Source organism: Aeromicrobium erythreum, from assembly GCF_001509405.1.
GTDB classification, from domain to species: Bacteria; Actinomycetota; Actinomycetes; order Propionibacteriales; family Nocardioidaceae; genus Aeromicrobium; species Aeromicrobium erythreum.
Genome location: NZ_CP011502.1, coordinates 251,964 through 267,316 on the forward strand (window position 1 = coordinate 251,964; position 15,353 = coordinate 267,316).

General features: G+C 71.7%; 13 protein-coding genes. 5 read left to right on the plus strand and 8 right to left on the minus strand.

Going from position 1 to position 15,353, the window contains the following annotated elements:
- Window positions 1-212 precede the first annotated feature (212 nt).
- Complete coding sequence (gene clpB, locus Aeryth_RS01225) at window positions 213-2,828, plus strand: ATP-dependent chaperone ClpB (RefSeq protein ID WP_067853579.1); 2,616 nt, start codon at window positions 213-215, stop codon at window positions 2,826-2,828.
- Between the two features lie 91 nt (window positions 2,829-2,919).
- On the opposite strand, the gene Aeryth_RS01230 is transcribed toward clpB, so the two are convergent.
- Window positions 2,920-3,465, minus strand: a complete 546-nt coding sequence (locus tag Aeryth_RS01230) for a VanZ family protein (RefSeq protein WP_202967695.1) — start codon at window positions 3,463-3,465, stop codon at window positions 2,920-2,922.
- 86 nt (window positions 3,466-3,551) lie between these two features.
- On the opposite strand from Aeryth_RS01230, the gene Aeryth_RS01235 reads away from it, so the two are divergent.
- Together Aeryth_RS01235 and Aeryth_RS01240 are read left to right on the plus strand one after the other, a co-directional pair.
- A complete protein-coding gene (locus Aeryth_RS01235) occupies window positions 3,552-4,589 on the plus strand; it encodes a hypothetical protein (RefSeq protein WP_067853584.1) in 1,038 nt (345 codons plus the stop codon).
- A 63-nt stretch (window positions 4,590-4,652) separates the two neighbouring features.
- Window positions 4,653-6,032: an NAD(P)/FAD-dependent oxidoreductase gene (locus Aeryth_RS01240; protein ID WP_067853587.1), complete on the plus strand. Its 1,380-nt coding sequence runs from the start codon at window positions 4,653-4,655 to the stop codon at window positions 6,030-6,032.
- A gap of 15 nt (window positions 6,033-6,047) precedes the next feature.
- On the opposite strand, the gene Aeryth_RS01245 is transcribed toward Aeryth_RS01240, so the two are convergent.
- The 6 genes from Aeryth_RS01245 to icmF form a co-directional block, all read right to left on the minus strand.
- Window positions 6,048-6,803 (minus strand): helical backbone metal receptor, encoded by a 756-nt coding sequence (locus Aeryth_RS01245; protein WP_067853593.1) that lies wholly within the window; start codon window positions 6,801-6,803, stop codon window positions 6,048-6,050.
- Window positions 6,800-6,967: a hypothetical protein gene (locus Aeryth_RS17770; protein WP_158509157.1), complete on the minus strand. Its 168-nt coding sequence runs from the start codon at window positions 6,965-6,967 to the stop codon at window positions 6,800-6,802. The genes Aeryth_RS01245 and Aeryth_RS17770 overlap by 4 nt, the downstream gene beginning before the upstream one ends.
- A gap of 62 nt (window positions 6,968-7,029) precedes the next feature.
- Window positions 7,030-7,530 carry an acyl-CoA thioesterase gene (locus Aeryth_RS01250; RefSeq protein ID WP_067853597.1) on the minus strand — a complete coding sequence of 167 codons (501 nt, stop codon included), beginning with the start codon at window positions 7,528-7,530 and terminating at the stop codon, window positions 7,030-7,032.
- A gap of 9 nt (window positions 7,531-7,539) precedes the next feature.
- Window positions 7,540-7,950, minus strand: coding sequence for a hypothetical protein (locus tag Aeryth_RS01255; protein WP_067853600.1), 411 nt, complete (start codon window positions 7,948-7,950; stop codon window positions 7,540-7,542).
- Window positions 7,951-8,115: 165 nt separating this feature from the next.
- The gene (locus Aeryth_RS01260) at window positions 8,116-8,781 is read right to left on the minus strand and encodes a hypothetical protein (protein WP_067853603.1); all 666 of its coding nucleotides are present in this window, start codon (window positions 8,779-8,781) and stop codon (window positions 8,116-8,118) included.
- 119 nt (window positions 8,782-8,900) lie between these two features.
- A complete protein-coding gene (gene icmF / locus Aeryth_RS01265) occupies window positions 8,901-12,143 on the minus strand; it encodes a fused isobutyryl-CoA mutase/GTPase IcmF (protein ID WP_067853606.1) in 3,243 nt (1,080 codons plus the stop codon).
- Between the two features lie 111 nt (window positions 12,144-12,254).
- On the opposite strand from icmF, the gene Aeryth_RS01270 reads away from it, so the two are divergent.
- Both Aeryth_RS01270 and Aeryth_RS17775 read left to right on the plus strand, forming a co-directional pair.
- Window positions 12,255-12,755 (plus strand): MarR family winged helix-turn-helix transcriptional regulator, encoded by a 501-nt coding sequence (locus tag Aeryth_RS01270; RefSeq protein WP_067853609.1) that lies wholly within the window; start codon window positions 12,255-12,257, stop codon window positions 12,753-12,755.
- 221 nt (window positions 12,756-12,976) lie between these two features.
- Window positions 12,977-13,135 carry a hypothetical protein gene (locus Aeryth_RS17775; protein ID WP_158509158.1) on the plus strand — a complete coding sequence of 53 codons (159 nt, stop codon included), beginning with the start codon at window positions 12,977-12,979 and terminating at the stop codon, window positions 13,133-13,135.
- A 15-nt stretch (window positions 13,136-13,150) separates the two neighbouring features.
- On the opposite strand, the gene Aeryth_RS01280 is transcribed toward Aeryth_RS17775, so the two are convergent.
- Entirely contained in the window at window positions 13,151-14,458 is a 1,308-nt protein-coding gene (locus tag Aeryth_RS01280; protein WP_067853615.1) for an HNH endonuclease signature motif containing protein, read from the minus strand.
- Window positions 14,459-15,353 lie beyond the last annotated feature (895 nt).

Below are 15,353 nucleotides of genomic sequence, written 5' to 3' on the forward strand. Positions count from 1 at the left end.
CTGAGCGCGTTTGCGTGGGGCCCCACGTGAACGTGCACATCGGCCGCATGTTTGCGGTGGGGCGAGCCCGTTTGCGTGGGGCCCCACGCAAACAGGCCGACCGGCGAAGGTCGGCAGACACCCAGAGTTGAGTGGAATGGACTCAACTCTCATGATGTTGTCCTGGGTGTACGGCGAACCGCGCCGACGGAAGGACGCATCAGGAGCAGCCCATGGATCTCTCGAACCTCACCACCCGCAGCCAGCAGGCGCTGGCTGCCGCGATGCAGCAGGCGGCTGCGGCCGGCAACCCGGCGATCGAGCCCGCCCACGTGCTCACCGCGCTCCTCGCGCAGGACGGCGGCACGGCCGTCCCGCTGCTGCAGGCCACCGGCGTCGACGCCGGCGCGGTGAGGACCGAGCTGCAGGGCGTGATCGGCGCGCTCCCGTCGGCGGCGGGCAGCAGCGTGCAGAACCCCGGCCTGTCGCGCAGCACCCACGAGGTGCTCCAGCGTGCCGCCGACCTCGCCGGCGAGCTCGGCGACGAGTTCATCTCCACCGAGCACCTCGTCGTCGGCGTCGCGACCGTCGACTCGCCCGCGAAGGACGTGCTGACGTCCCGCGGCGCCACGCCCGACGCCCTGCGCGCCGCGTTCGAGACCGTGCGCGGTGGTGCGCGGGTCACCAGCGCCGACGCGGAGGACACCTACCAGGCGCTCGAGAAGTACGGCGTCGACCTGACCGCCGTCGCCCGCGAGGGCAAGCTCGACCCGGTCATCGGCCGCGACGCCGAGATCCGTCGCGTCGTGCAGGTGCTCAGCCGCCGCACGAAGAACAACCCCGTCCTCATCGGCGAGCCGGGCGTCGGCAAGACCGCCGTCGTCGAGGGGCTGGCGCAGCGCATCGTCGACGGCGACGTGCCCGAGTCGCTGCGTGGTCGCCGGCTGATCAGCCTCGACCTCGGCGCGATGGTCGCCGGCGCGAAGTACCGCGGCGAGTTCGAGGAGCGGCTCAAGGCCGTGCTCGAGGAGATCAAGGCGTCGGACGGTCAGGTCATCACCTTCATCGACGAGCTGCACACGGTCGTCGGGGCGGGCGCCACGGGCGACTCCGCCATGGACGCCGGCAACATGCTCAAGCCGATGCTGGCGCGCGGCGAGCTGCGCATGATCGGCGCGACGACCCTCGACGAGTACCGCGAGAACGTCGAGAAGGACCCCGCGCTGGAGCGCCGGTTCCAGCAGGTGCTGGTCGGCGAGCCGTCGGTCGAGGACACGATCGCGATCCTGCGCGGCCTGAAGGAGCGCTACGAGGCGCACCACAAGGTCGCCATCGCCGACGCCGCGCTCGTCGCGGCGGCCACGCTGTCCGACCGCTACATCCCCGGACGTCAGCTGCCCGACAAGGCGATCGACCTGGTCGACGAGGCGGGCTCGCGGCTGCGGATGGAGATCGACTCCAGCCCCGTCGAGATCGACGAGCTGCGACGCGCGGTCGACCGGCTCCGGATGGAGGAGCTGCACCTGCAGAACGAGACCGACGACGCGAGCCGCGAGCGGCTCGAGAAGCTCCGCAGCGAGCTCGCCGACCGCCAGGAGACGCTGCGTGCGCTCGAGCAGCGGTGGGAGAGCGAGAAGCAGAGCCTGAACGCGGTCGGTGAGATCAAGGAGCGCATCGACGAGGTGCGCATCGCCGCCGAGCGCGCCCAGCGCGAGGGCGACCTCGAGACCGCGGCGCGTCTGCTCTACAGCGAGATCCCGACGATGGAGGCGCAGCTGGCCGCCGCGCAGGCGGCGGAGTCGGCGCGCGAGGCCGGCGACGGCACCGACCGGCTGGTCAACGAGGAGGTGACGGCCGACGAGATCGCGGAGGTCGTCGCGTCGTGGACCGGCATCCCCACGGGCCGTCTGCTCGAGGGGGAGACGGGCAAGCTCCTGCGGATGGAGGACGAGCTCGGCAAACGGCTGGTCGGCCAGCGCGAGGCCGTGACCGCCGTGTCCGACGCGGTGCGTCGCAGCCGCGCCGGCATCGCGGACCCCGACCGCCCGACCGGCTCGTTCCTGTTCCTCGGCCCCACGGGAGTGGGAAAGACGGAGCTGGCGAAGACGCTGGCGGAGTTCCTGTTCGACGACGAGCGCGCGATGGTGCGCATCGACATGAGCGAGTACGCCGAGAAGCACGCGGTGTCGCGGCTCGTCGGTGCCCCTCCGGGCTACGTCGGCTACGACGAGGGCGGCCAGCTGACCGAGGCCGTGCGTCGTCGCCCGTACTCGGTCGTGCTGCTGGACGAGGTCGAGAAGGCGCACCCCGAGGTGTTCGACATCCTCCTGCAGGTGCTCGACGACGGTCGCCTGACCGACGGGCAGGGCCGCACGGTCGACTTCCGCAACGTCATCCTCATCCTCACCAGCAACCTGGGCTCGGTGTTCCTGGCCGACCCGTCGCTGGACGAGCAGGCGAAGAAGGACGCGGTCATGGACGTCGTGAAGGCGTCGTTCAAGCCGGAGTTCCTGAACCGGCTCGACGAGATCGTGACGTTCGAGCCGCTCGGCACCGCCGAGCTGACGCACATCGTCGACCTGCAGCTCGCGTCGCTGGGTCGCCGCCTGGCGGCTCGTCGGATCACGCTCGACGTGACCGATGCGGCGAAGGAGTGGCTGGCCCTCACGGGCTGGGACCCCGCCTACGGTGCGCGACCGCTGCGACGGCTGGTGCAGCAGGCGATCGGCGACCGTCTCGCCAAGGCGCTGCTGGCGGGTGAGGTGCGCGACGGCGACACGGTGCGGGTCGACCGGGAGGTGGGCCCGGACGGCGTCCCGACCGACTCCCTCACGGTGACCGCCGCCTGACCTGCCCTCGTCGTCCGCGACCTGGTCGGGCCGCAGCGCCCCGCCGCCACCCATGGGCGGCGGGGCGCTGCTGTGCTGAGCGCGGACGGGTTCAGGACCAGCGGGACCGCTCCACGAGACGTGCCCCCGCTGGCACGCGGTTCAGCCCGACCAGGAGCGCGAGCCCGAGCATCCCGCCGGTGACGTTGGAGAGGAGGTCGTCGACGTCGGCCACGTGACCGCCCCCGAGGAACGCGCCCGTGACGAGCTGGGTCAGCTCGATCGCGAGGCTGCTCGCAGCCACGGCCACGAGCACCCGCCACCAGGGCGGTGTGCCGAGAGCGAGCGCCAGCAGGATGCCGAGCGGCACGAAGACGGCGACGTTCATCGCCGCGTCGGCCCACTCGTAGTCGGCGAACGGCACGGGCTGCACCGACCAGCGCGTGCTGCGGGCGACCGGATCGAGGTAGATCGGGAAGACGGTGTTGGCGACCACGCCGGCCGCGTACACGCAGAGGGCGAGCGCGACCGCGGCCCGCGGGGCGGTCAGCAGGGCGCGGCGACGCAGGTGCCACAGCAGGACGGCGAGGACCGCGGCGGCCGAGAGCACGACGACCGGCAGCACGGGAACCTGACGGAACACGGGTCTCCCTCCCACGAGTCGGTCCTCATCCTGCCCGGCCGTGCGGGCGGGCTGGCCTGCGGGCCGGTCGGGAGCCAGGCCGTGCTCGTTAGGGTGTGCGTATGGCAGACCGCCCCCCGAGGCCACCGGCGCTCACCCTGACCTGCATCTTCGTCGGGGTCGGGTGCGGGCTGCTGCTCGTGAACCTCGTGTCGGCACTCTCGTCGTGGGGGTCGATCGAGCTGCAGGACGCCGTCCGCGACGCGCTCGCGCAGGAGCCCGTCAAGGAGCTGGGCCTGAGCATGGACCAGGCGCTCGACTACCTGCGCTACGCCGTCTACGTCGGGATCGTGCTGACGGCCTCGGGCGCCGTGTTCGCGGTCTACGCCGCGCGCGGCCACCGCACGTCGCGGGTGATGCTGACCATCCTGTGCGGCATCGCCTTCGTGGTGCTCGCCACCCTGGGGCTGCCGGGCCTGCTCCCGGCGGCCTTCGCCGGACTGTGCGGCTGGTCGCTGTGGACGCCCGACGCGCGCCGCTGGTTCGACCAGGTCGGCGGTCGAGCGGTGGCCGACGTCCCGACGTCGGCCACGAAGGGCGCCGATCCGTTCGCGTCGCGCTCGGCCGGCCCCGTCGGTCGTCCGCTCGACCCGCCGCCCGCGGCGGGCGGACCCGTCGCGACGACCACCCCGACGCACCCGTCGGCCCAGCCCGCGCCGGTCGGCCCCGTGGCCCGGCCGCGGTCCGTCACGGTGGCGGTCGTGACGACGTTCGTCGCGAGCGGCGTCGTGGCGCTGCTCGGCCTCCTGCTCCTGCTCGTGACGACGGTCGGCGCCGACGCCTACCGCACCGCGCTCACCGAGCCCGGCCTCGCGCGCGACCTGGTGCGCTCGTCGGGCGTCAGCGCCGACGAGATGATCGAGCTGCTGCGGGTCTCCGCGATCGTCTGGCTGGTGGCCTGCGTCGCCGGCGTCGTGGCAGCCCTCGCCGTCGTCCGCCGCGTGCCGTCGGGTGGGACGGCCCTGGTCGTCGTCGCGGCGGTGACCATCGGCCTGTCGGTCTTCTTCCTCCCGCTGGGCGTCGTGACCGGCGCCGCGGCGATCGTCGTGATCGTCCAGCTGCGTCGCCCGGAGTCCCGCGCCTGGCTCTCGGAGGAGTGACCCAGGTCACCGACCCCCTCGCCGAGAGGCGGCCCGACGCCCGGCGCGAGTAGGGTTGGAGCCATGAGCAACAGCGTCGTTCCCGGCTCCAAGCGCCCCCACGTCGTCGTGGTCGGAGGTGGCTTCGGAGGGCTCTCCCTCGTCCGCAAGCTCAAGCGTGCCGACGTCGACATCACGCTCATCGACCGGCACACCTACAACACCTTCCAGCCCCTGCTCTACCAGGTCGCGACGGCCTCGCTGAACCCCGGCGACATCACCTGGTTCCTGCGCGCGGTGCGCGCCGGTCAGAAGAACGTCCGCTTCCTCAAGGGCATCGTCACGAGCATCGACCACCAGGCGAAGGTGCTGAGCCTGCACGGCGAGGTGTCCGTCTCCTACGACTACCTGGTGCTCGCCAACGGCGTGACGACGAACTTCTTCGGCACCCCGGGCGCGGAGGAGTACTCGCTGCCCCTCTACAAGCGTTCGCAGGCGCTGCAGGTGCGCGACCGGCTGTTCGCGAACCTCGAGGAGTTCGCGATCAACGGCCAGGACGAGGACCTGCGCATCATCGTCGTCGGCGGTGGCGCGACGGGTGTCGAGACGGCCGGCGCGTTCGCCGAGTTCCGCAACAACGACATGCCGACGACCTACCCCGAGCTCGACCGCGCCCGCATCCACGTGACGCTGCTGGAGATGGCGCCGCACGTTCTCGGCCCGTTCGACGAGAAGCTGCGCGACTACGCCAAGCGGTCGCTGCTCAAGCGCGACGTCGACCTGCGGCTGAACACGGCCGTCAAGGAGGTCCGCGAGGACGGCGTGCTCGTCGAGGCCGAGGGCCGCACCGAGTTCCTCAAGGCGGGCATCGTCGTGTGGGCCACCGGCGTCACCGCCCACCCGACCGTCCTCGACTGGGACGTGCCCCAGGGGCGCGGCGGACGCATCGAGGTCGACGACCACCTGCGGGTGAAGGACCGCCCCGACGTGTTCGCGATCGGCGACATCGCCATCGGCCCCGACCCGCTCCCGCAGCTCGCCCAGCCCGCCATCCAGGGCGGCAAGCACGTGGCCAAGTTCATCAAGGCCACCACGAAGGGCAAGGCCGACCGGGTCAAGCCGTTCAAGTACTCCGACAAGGGCACGATGGCCACGATCGGCAAGTCGTCGGCGGTCGCGGAGATCACCCACGCGCCGAAGCTGACCGGCTTCCTCGCCTGGATCATCTGGGTGGCGCTGCACATCGCGACGCTGCTCGGCAACCGCAACCGGTTCGCGACGCTCATCAACCTGTCGAGCAAGTACCTGTTCTCCGGCAGCCACAACGCGATCGTGGGCGAGACGCCGTACGTCGTGTCCAAGCACAAGCTCGAGATCACGCCGCTGGAGAAGCAGAAGGCCGAGCGCCGTGTCCTCGAGCGCAAGGCCGCCGCGCACGAGCAGGAGCGCGAGCACCAGTCCTGACCAGGACGGGTCGGCTCACAGCGCGCCCAGCACCTCGCGGGCCTCGACGAGCGACGGTCCGTACCAGGTGAGCAGCCGGCCCGACACGAGCCGTGTCGGTACCGACGTGAACGCCTCCGGCCCGTCGTCGGGGCCGAAGACGTAGGGCTCGTCGGGCAGGAGCACGAGGTCGACGCCGGACGTGTCGAGGTCCGCGACGTCGACGTGGGGGTAGCGCTCGTGCGCGTCGCCCTCCGGGCCCGTGGTGACCTCCCACCCGAGTCGGCGCAGCAGGTCGGCGGTGAAGGTGCGGGGTCCGACGACCATCCACGGGTCACGCCAGATCGGCACGGCCACCCGTCCGCGGGGAGCTGGGGCGGGCGCCGACCAGAGCTGCCGGGCATCCGCGAGCCAGGTGGGCTCGCCCCAGCCGAGCGCGTCGGTGAAGAGCCGTCCGAGGGAGGCGAAGGCGTCGTCGACGGTCTCGATCCGCGTCACCCACACGGGGACGCCCGCGTCGCGCAGGCGCTGCACGTCGAGCTCGCGGTTCTCCTCCTGGTTCGCGACCACGAGGTCGGGGCGGGCCGCCTCGACGGCCGCGCGGTCGGGGTTCTTGGTGCCGCGCACGCGGACGACGTCGAGGTCGGGCGGGTGCGTGCACCAGTCGGTCGCCCCGACGACAGCGGCAGGCCGTGCGGCGGCCAGTCCCTCGGTGATCGAGGGGACCAGGCTGACCACACGTCGCGCCTCGGTCGGCACGGCGACGTCGTGGCCGAGGTCGTCGAGGGTCACGCCCCGTCCGACCGCGCCTCCCGGCGGGCCTGCGCCCGCTGGCGCGCCTCCGCCATCGCACTGCGTCGCTCCGCGCCGTCACGCCCCGACGCGGCCGCGATCCCGAGGCCGGCCACGACCAGCACGACCACGACGGCCACCATGATGAAACCCCACGCCAGCACCGGCACTCCTCTCGTCTGCCTCCTTCGTACCCGACGAGCGCGGCCGGCGCCTCCCGAGCGGGTCAGCGGCGGACGCCCAGCCCCCCGCTGAGCGGCAGCTCCCACGCGGGCCTGTCTCCCGCGATCGCCGCGTCCAGCACGGCGGCGACGTCGTCGGGGAACGGCACCGGGCGGCGCGTGCCGAAGTCGACGTGCACGGTGACCGCCTCCATCACGCACGACAGCTCGCGCCGCGTGTGGTTGGTGATCAAGGCGGCCACGTGCAGCACCTTGTCGGCGCGGTCGACGACCACGACGCTCACGCCGAGGCGGTCGCCCTCGACCGACTCGCCGAGGTAGCGCAGGTGCTGCTCGGCGGTGAACGTCGTCAGCCCCCGCTCGGTGATGTAGGTGTCGGCCATGGCCAGGTCGCGCTGGTGGCGTGCCCAGATCGCCGAGCCGCCGAACGTGAAGTAGTGCGCGATGTTCATGTGCCGGTTCTCGTCGAGGTGCTCCGGGCCGACCACGTGCTCGTGGACGGTGGGCAGGCTCGCGACCTGCTCGTACGCGGGGATCGTCGTCACGCCCCGACGCTACCGCCGCGGCTCGGTGGGGTCGGCACTGTGCTCGCCCTCACCCTCGACCGGGCCGCCCGCAGGCCGCCCGGAGTCGGCGACGTCGGGGTCGAGCCGGTCCGCCTCGGCCAGGCGGTCGTCGGCGCGACCCTGCGCCTCGGCGGCCTCGTTCTCCAGGTCGACGGCGTGCCGCTCGAGCCGGTCGGCCTCGAGCCGCGCCTCGTCCGCGTCGGCGCGGGCGACGGCCGCCCCGGCCTCGGTGCGTCCTGCGGCGACCTGTGCCTCGGCAGCCTCCTCGCGCAGGGTCACCGCCCGGTCGCGGTCGCGGATCCGGCGTGCCTCGCCGGACCTGCGGGCCGCGACGATGACGGCGGCGAGCACGACCAGCGCGACGACGACGGCGATGACGATCCAGACCCAGGTGTCCATGAGCTCTCCTTCGGGCCGCGGTGCGCCGGCGGCGCTTCGTGCCGCGGACCTCGTCCTCCTCCGTACCCCGCAGACGCCCGCTCGTGCGGTCCACCCTCGTCCGGACGCACCGCACCCCACGGTCGCGGGGGCCGTGGGGTGCGGGGTGGGGTCGGTCGGTGCTGGTCAGCGACCGAGGCCGGCCTTGTCGACCTTGCGGTGGAAGTGCATGCCGGCGAGGCCGCCGAGCGCAGCGCCCACGAGGGCCGTGGCGACGACGCCGACGAGCGCGACGACGCCCTGCAGGCTCAGGCCGGACAGGCTGTCCGGGATGCGCGGGAACGCGTTCAGGTTGTCGAACACGTTGTACTGCGAACCGGCGACGGCGCCGAGGATCGCGATGACGATCGCAGCGACGACGGCCCAGCCGAACACCGCGATGCCCTGGCGGATGCCGTCGAAGCGGGCCATGCGACCGGCGACGTAGCCGCCGCTGTAGTAGGACACGAACACGACGACGAGGAGCAGGATGACGCCGGCCCAGCCGATCTCGTCGGCGGAGATGCCCTGGTTCTGGGCTGCGTCCGTGAGGTCGGAGGTGTCGGACACGAGACCGACGCCGGCGCCGGCCGCGGCGACGAGCGCCGTCAGCAGCACGGTCATGCCGGTCGCGGTGATCCAGCCGAAGAAGGCGCAGACGATCTTGATGCCACCGAACCGCTCCTTCTCGCGGTCGACGACGTCGCGACGGTCGAGCGTCGGGTCGGTGCGGCCGGCCACCGGCTCGCGGTGGGCGGGCGCGGCGTCGCGGTGGGCCGGGGTGGCCTCGGGGCGGGGGTCGTGGGTGGTCATGGTGGGGCTCCTGTCGCTGAGCTCGATCGATCGGCGATCGGGTCTTGACTTTCACGGTAGGACGTGATCGTGATACCGGCGACTCGAACGAGGTGCCGGCGCCCCCACCGGGCTCGCGCTCAGACGTTGCGCCGGTACTGCCCCCCGACCTCGAAGAACGCCTCGGTCACCTGCTGGAGCGAGCACACGCGCGCGGCCTCCATGAGGACCGCGAACACGTTCTCGCCCGACGTGGCCGCGTCCTTCAGCCGGGTGATTGCCTCCTCCGCGCTCGACCGGTGCGCCTGCTGGAACGCGTGCACCCGGTCGAGCTGCGACTGCTTCTCCGACTCCGTCGCACGGGCCAGCTCGACGACGTGCTCCTCGCCCTCGGCGTCGGGTCGGCGGAAGGTGTTGACACCGATGATCGGCAGCGAGCCGTCGTGCTTGCGGTGCTCGTAGAGCATCGACTCGTCCTGGATCCGGCCGCGCTGGTAGCCGGTCTCCATCGCGCCCAGCACGCCGCCGCGCTCGTTGATCGCGTCGAACTCGGCCAGCACAGCAGCCTCGACGAGGTCGGTGAGCTCGTCGATGACGTACGAGCCCTGCAGCGGGTTCTCGTTCATCGCGAGGCCCCACTCACGGTTGATGATCAGCTGGATGGCGAGCGCCCGGCGCACCGACTCGGTCGTCGGCGTCGTGACCGCCTCGTCGTAGGCGTTGGTGTGCAGGCTGTTGGCGTTGTCGTAGATCGCGATGAGCGCCTGCAGGGTCGTGCGGATGTCGTTGAAGTCCATCTCCTGCGCGTGGAGGGAGCGACCCGAGGTCTGCACGTGGTACTTCAGCTTCTGGCTGCGCTCGTTCGCGCCGTACTTCTCCTTCATCGCCACCGCCCAGATGCGGCGTGCGACGCGGCCGAGCACCGAGTACTCGGGGTCCATGCCGTTGGAGAAGAAGAACGACAGGTTCGGTGCGAAGTCGTCGACGTCCATGCCGCGCGCGAGGTAGGACTCGACGTAGGTGAAGCCGTTCGCGAGGGTGAACGCGAGCTGGCTGATGGGGTTCGCCCCGGCCTCGGCGATGTGGTAGCCCGAGATCGAGACGGAGTAGAAGTTCCGCACGCCCTCGTCGATGAAGTACTGCTGGATGTCGCCCATCATGCGCAGGCTGAACTCCGTGGAGAACAGGCACGTGTTCTGGCCCTGGTCCTCCTTGAGGATGTCGGCCTGCACGGTGCCGCGCACGTTCTTCAGCGCGTACGAGCGCAGCTCGGCGTGCTCGGTCTCGTCGGGCTCGCGTCCCTCGCGCTCGCGGAAGGCGTCGACCTGCTGGTCGATGACGGTGTTGAGGAAGAAGGCGAGCACCGTGGGGGCCGGACCGTTGATGGTCATCGAGACCGACGTGCTCGGCGAGACGAGGTCGAAGCCGTCGTAGAGCGCCTTCATGTCGTCCAGCGTCGCGACCGAGACCCCCGAGGTGCCGACCTTGCCGTACACGTCGGGGCGCGGGTCGGGGTCGCGGCCGTAGAGCGTCACGGAGTCGAAGGCGGTGGAGAGGCGGGTGGCCTCCCCGTCCTCGCTGAGCAGCTTGAAGCGCCGGTTGGTGCGGAACGGGTCGCCCTCGCCGGCGAACATGCGGGCGGGGTCCTCCCCGTCCCGCTTGAACGGGAAGACGCCAGCCGTGTACGGGAAGAACCCGGGGAGGTTCTCTCGGCGCCAGAAGCGCACCAGGTCGCCGTGGCCGGTGAACCGGGGGAGGGAGACGCGCGGGATCTTGTTCCCCGACAGGGACTCGCGGGTCAGCTGCGTGACGATCTCGCGGTCGCGGACCCGCACCACCTGCTCGTCGCCGGAGTAGGACTCCACGACGGCGGGCCAGCCGGCGATCTGGTCGGCGACGTCGTGGGGCACCTGCCGTCGGGCGGACTCGAGCAAGGTCGTGACGGCGTCGGCGTCGAGGCCGGCGTCGTCGAGCTCGGCGGCGGTGGTCTGGAGGCGCTGCGCGCGGTCGGCGGCGTCGGCGAGCCGTTCGGTCTCGGCGTGGTACCCGCGGACCGTCTCGGTGATCTCGGACAGGTAGCGGGCACGGTCGGCGGGCACGACGGCCTGGATGCCCGACGAGCAGCGCACGGCGACCGGCGCGAGGGTGCCCTCGGCGACCGGCAGGCCGCGCTCGGCGAGGTGGTCGCGCAGGTGCTGGTAGAGCGCCGTGACGCCGTCGTCGTTGAACGTGGCGGCCGACGTGCCGAAGATCGGCATGTCCTCCGGCTTCTTGCCGAACGCCTCGCGGTTGCGCACCAGCTGGCGGCCGACGTCGCGGTAGGCGTCCTTCGCCCCGCGTCGCTCGAACTTGTTGATCGCGACGACGTCGGCGAAGTCGAGCATGTCGATCTTCTCCAGCTGCGAGGCGGCGCCGAACTCCGGCGTCATGACGTATATGGCGGTGTCGACGTGCGGGACGATCGCAGCGTCGCCCTGGCCGATGCCGGGGGTCTCGACGACCACGAGGTCGAACCCGGCCGCCTTCAGCACGGCGACGACGTCGTCGAGGCAGTCGGGCAGCTCGTGGGAGCCGCGGGTGGCGAGCGAGCGGAAGTACGTGCGCTCCCCTCCGCTCATCGCGCCGCCGAGGGAGTTCATGCGGATGCGGTCGCCGAGCAGCGCACCGCCCCCGCGACGCCGGGTCGGGTCGACGGCGACCACCGCGACCCGCAGCTTGTCCTGCTGGTCGACGCGGAACCGGCGCACCAGCTCGTCGGTGAGCGACGACTTGCCCGAGCCGCCGGTGCCGGTGATGCCGAGCACGGGGGAGGAGTGACCGGCGGCCGCCGCGCGCACCCGCTCGAGGTCGGCCCCGGTGAGGCGGCCCGTCTCGGCGAACGTGATCGCGCGGGCGACGGCGGCGCGCTCGCCGGCGAGGACGGCGTCGACGTCGAGGGCGCCGAGCGAGGTGAGGTCGATGTCGCAGGCCTCGACGACCGAGCTGATCATGCCTGCGAGGCCCATGCGCTGGCCGTCCTCGGGCGAGAAGATCGTGACGCCGGACGCGCGCAGGCGGGCGATCTCCTCGGGGACGATGACGCCGCCCCCGCCGCCGACGACCTGCACGTGCCCGGCGCCCTGCTCGCGCAGCGACTCCACGAGGTACTCGAAGTACTCGACGTGCCCGCCCTGGTAGGACGAGACGGCCACGCCCTGCACGTCCTCCTCGATCGCCGCGTCGACGACCTCCTGGACCGAGCGGTTGTGGCCGAGGTGGATCACCTCCGCGCCCTGGCTCTGGAAGATCCTCCGCATGATGTTGATCGACGCGTCGTGCCCGTCGAAGAGTGCCGACGCGGTGACGAGTCGGACGGGGTGCGTGGGCACGTGCAGCGCGGTCATGCGAACTCCTAGGAAGTCAGATGCTCGGACATCCTACTAATGGGACGTGCTGCGCACCACCCCCGACGCCGACGTCGGCCGGGTGCCCGCCGCTGCGCCTATGATCAGCCCATGCCGCAGGAGCCCCGACTCGCGTTCGACCCGCTCGAGCGGGCGGGAGAGCTGTGGGAGGAGCGCATCGGCGACGCCACGGCCATGCGGCTCGCGACGTCGATCATGCGGGTGCACCAGCTCGTGATCAGTCGTCTCGACGCGGCACTGAAGCCGCACGGGATCACGTTCGCGCGCTTCGAGGTGCTGCGCCTCATCTCCTTCAGCCGCGCAGGTCGGTTGCCGTTGAGCAAGATCGGTGAGCGGCTGATGGTGCACCCGACGTCGGTGACGAACGCGATCGACCGGCTGGAGGCGCAGGGCCTGGTGGTCCGCGAGCCCGACCCGACCGACCGGCGCCGGACCTTCGCGTCGCTGACGCCTGACGGGGAGCGGGTGGTCGAGGACGCGACCGCCGCCCTCATGGACGTGCAGTTCGGCGTCGCCCAGCTCGACGCCGACGACCAGCAGGCCGCGTACGCGTTGCTGCGGGGGCTCCGCCAGGTTGACTTCGGCGCGTGAGCGAGGGAGGGACGCGGGAGCCGAGGTTAGTCGCGCCGGAGCTCTGGTTCGCAGTGTCTGTCGTGGTGAACTTCCTCCGAGCCGTGGTTCCCGAGCGCGCGGAGCACGACCCGCTGCGCCTGGCGTCGCTGCTCGTGGGTGGGGTCCTCGTCCTCACGATCATGCGCCGCGCCTCGTTGTAAGGATCACGGGCGGTCCGGTGGGCCGGTCGCGCCGCCACGGTGGTCCTCCTGGCCTCCCTTCTGCTGGCGCTCGACGCGTGGGTCCGCTTCTCGACGCCCGAGCTCGCGGTGAGCTGGCCGGAACTGGTGGTGGTGGGTGTGGTCGCGCCGATCGTCCTGCTGGTCGTGTGGGCCTCCTCCCGCCCGCCCGCACCGTGAGCGCAGACGCCTGGTTCATCGCGGCCGGTACTGGATGTGGTCGAGGCGGGTGTGGTGAATCTCGACGAACTGGATGGTCCGGTCTCGGCGGGTCCAGGCGCGGGTGAATGCGGTCTCGGCGGGCAGGGTGCGGGTGGGCAGGTGCCAGTGGGCGTTGCCGTCCTCGTCTTGGCTGACGGTGAGTGCTCCTCGGGTCTTGAGTCCGTGGTGGGGTGGGCAGCGGTGGTGCAGGTTCGCGGCTTCGGTGGGTCCACGCTGCTGGCCGGGTGGCGGGTCGAGGTCGTAGGGGATCTGGTGGTCGACGTCGCAGGCGAGGGCGGGTCGGGTGCAACCCGGGACGTCGCACGTGCCGTCGATCAGGTTGAGTGCCCTGCGGAGGGGTTGGGTGGGGAAGCGGCCGAGCTCGGTGACGTCGAGGATGCCGCCGTTCTCGTCGGTCAACAACCGCGAGAACAGGGTTCCCTCTTGACTGGCGAGCTCGGCGATCAGGGCGGGGTCGAGGACGTGCTGCCCGTCGGCGGAGACGCCCGGCTCGCTCGAGACCCCCAGCAGGGTGGCCAGGGAGACAGTGACGCCGACGTGGAACCGGCCACGGCCCGAGGTGCTCACCGGCGCGTGGTCAGCGGTGTCGGTCTCGCCCTTGTGCAGCAGGGTGTCGACGAGGGCGTCGGCGCGGGCCTGCGCCAACGTCCGGTCGCCGTCAGTGGTGGCATGGCGGGAGGCTTTCGCGGCCAGGCTCAGGTCACGCTCGATCAGGAGGGCGTCAGCCGTGGGGATGAGGGCCTGCAGCAGGCTCATCCCGTCATCCAGGGCGGTGATGGTCACGGTGCGGTCCTGCTGGGCGGCCTTGCGGCGCTCGATCGCGTGGTCCGGCTCGACCCGGACGAGGAACCGGCGCAGCCACCCCTTCAGCTGGCCGAGGGTGTGGGTGGTGGCGTAGGCGAGGACGGTCTCGTCCAGCCGGGTGATGTTCTCGGGTTGGTGGAGCTTCCAGGCGGTCGAGGCGATCTCGCGGGCCTTGGCCCGGTCGACCTCACCCCGCACATGAGCAGCCCACACGACGGGCAGGTCCATCACGAGGGTGCGGGTGGCCGAGACCAGGTTGGCCACGAACCCCTGCGCCACGTGGAGCTCGACCGCGACCTCCAGGATCGCGACCTGCCGGGCGTCCTCGACCTGACGAGCGCTCAACCCTTGGGCGAGGGCGTCGGTGCGGCGGGTCTCCACGAACCGCAGCACCGCCCGAGCCTGCTCCGCCTCACCAGCCCACACCCGCGCCGACGCGGCTGCCGCGTCGGCCAGGAGGGTGTCGGTGGGGTTCATGTCTCCAACCTAGAGACCCCCTCCGACACCCCCCTTCAGCCCGGAGGACCACTGTGGATACGGGGATTTCGTCTGGTTCGCGCGGGGCCGTTGCCGGGTGGTCTCGCTCCGTCGCGGCTACGCCCTCATTGCGACGGCTCCATCGCAGCGACGTGCTCGCTGGCGCTCGCCGTCGCCGCTACTCGACCAGCGGAACATGTCGCTGGTCGAGTGCCTCCACGAGCGCCAGCGAGGGGAGGTTTATCGAGACCACTCCAAGCCGTCGCCGGGGGGTTGGTCTGCGCTGGGCCGTTGCCGGGTGGTCTCGATACGCCGTCACGCGCTCGCTGGCGCTCGCCGTGACGGCTACTCGACCAGCGAGACAATCGCTGGTCGAGTAGCGCGGAGCCGCGAGGCACGAGCGTGCTCCGGGCGTATCGAGACCATTCCACGCAGGCGCTGGGGGTTGGCCCGCGCTGGGCCGTTGCCGGGTGGTCTCGATACGTCCGAGCCTCGCAAGCTCGCTCGGACTACTCGACCAGCGGAACCCTCCGGTGGTCGAGTAGGCCGACCGGCGACGAAGGAGCACGGTCGGACGTATCGAGACCACTCCACGCAGACGCTGGGGGCCGGCCCGCGCTGGGCCGTTGCCGGGTGGTCTCGATACGCAGGGACCTCGCAAGCTCGTCCCTGCTACTCGACCAGCGAGACAATCGCTGGTCGAGTAGCGCGGAGCCGCGAGGGACGAGCGTGCTCCGGGCGTATGGAGACCATTCCACGCTGCCGTTGGGGGTCGGCCCACGCTGAGCCGTTGCCGGGTGGTCTCGATACGGCGCCTCGGCGTTCGTTCCTCACGCGCGGCGCCTACTCGACCAGCGGGACCGCCTCGGCCAGCGGGACTCGCTTCGACCAGCGG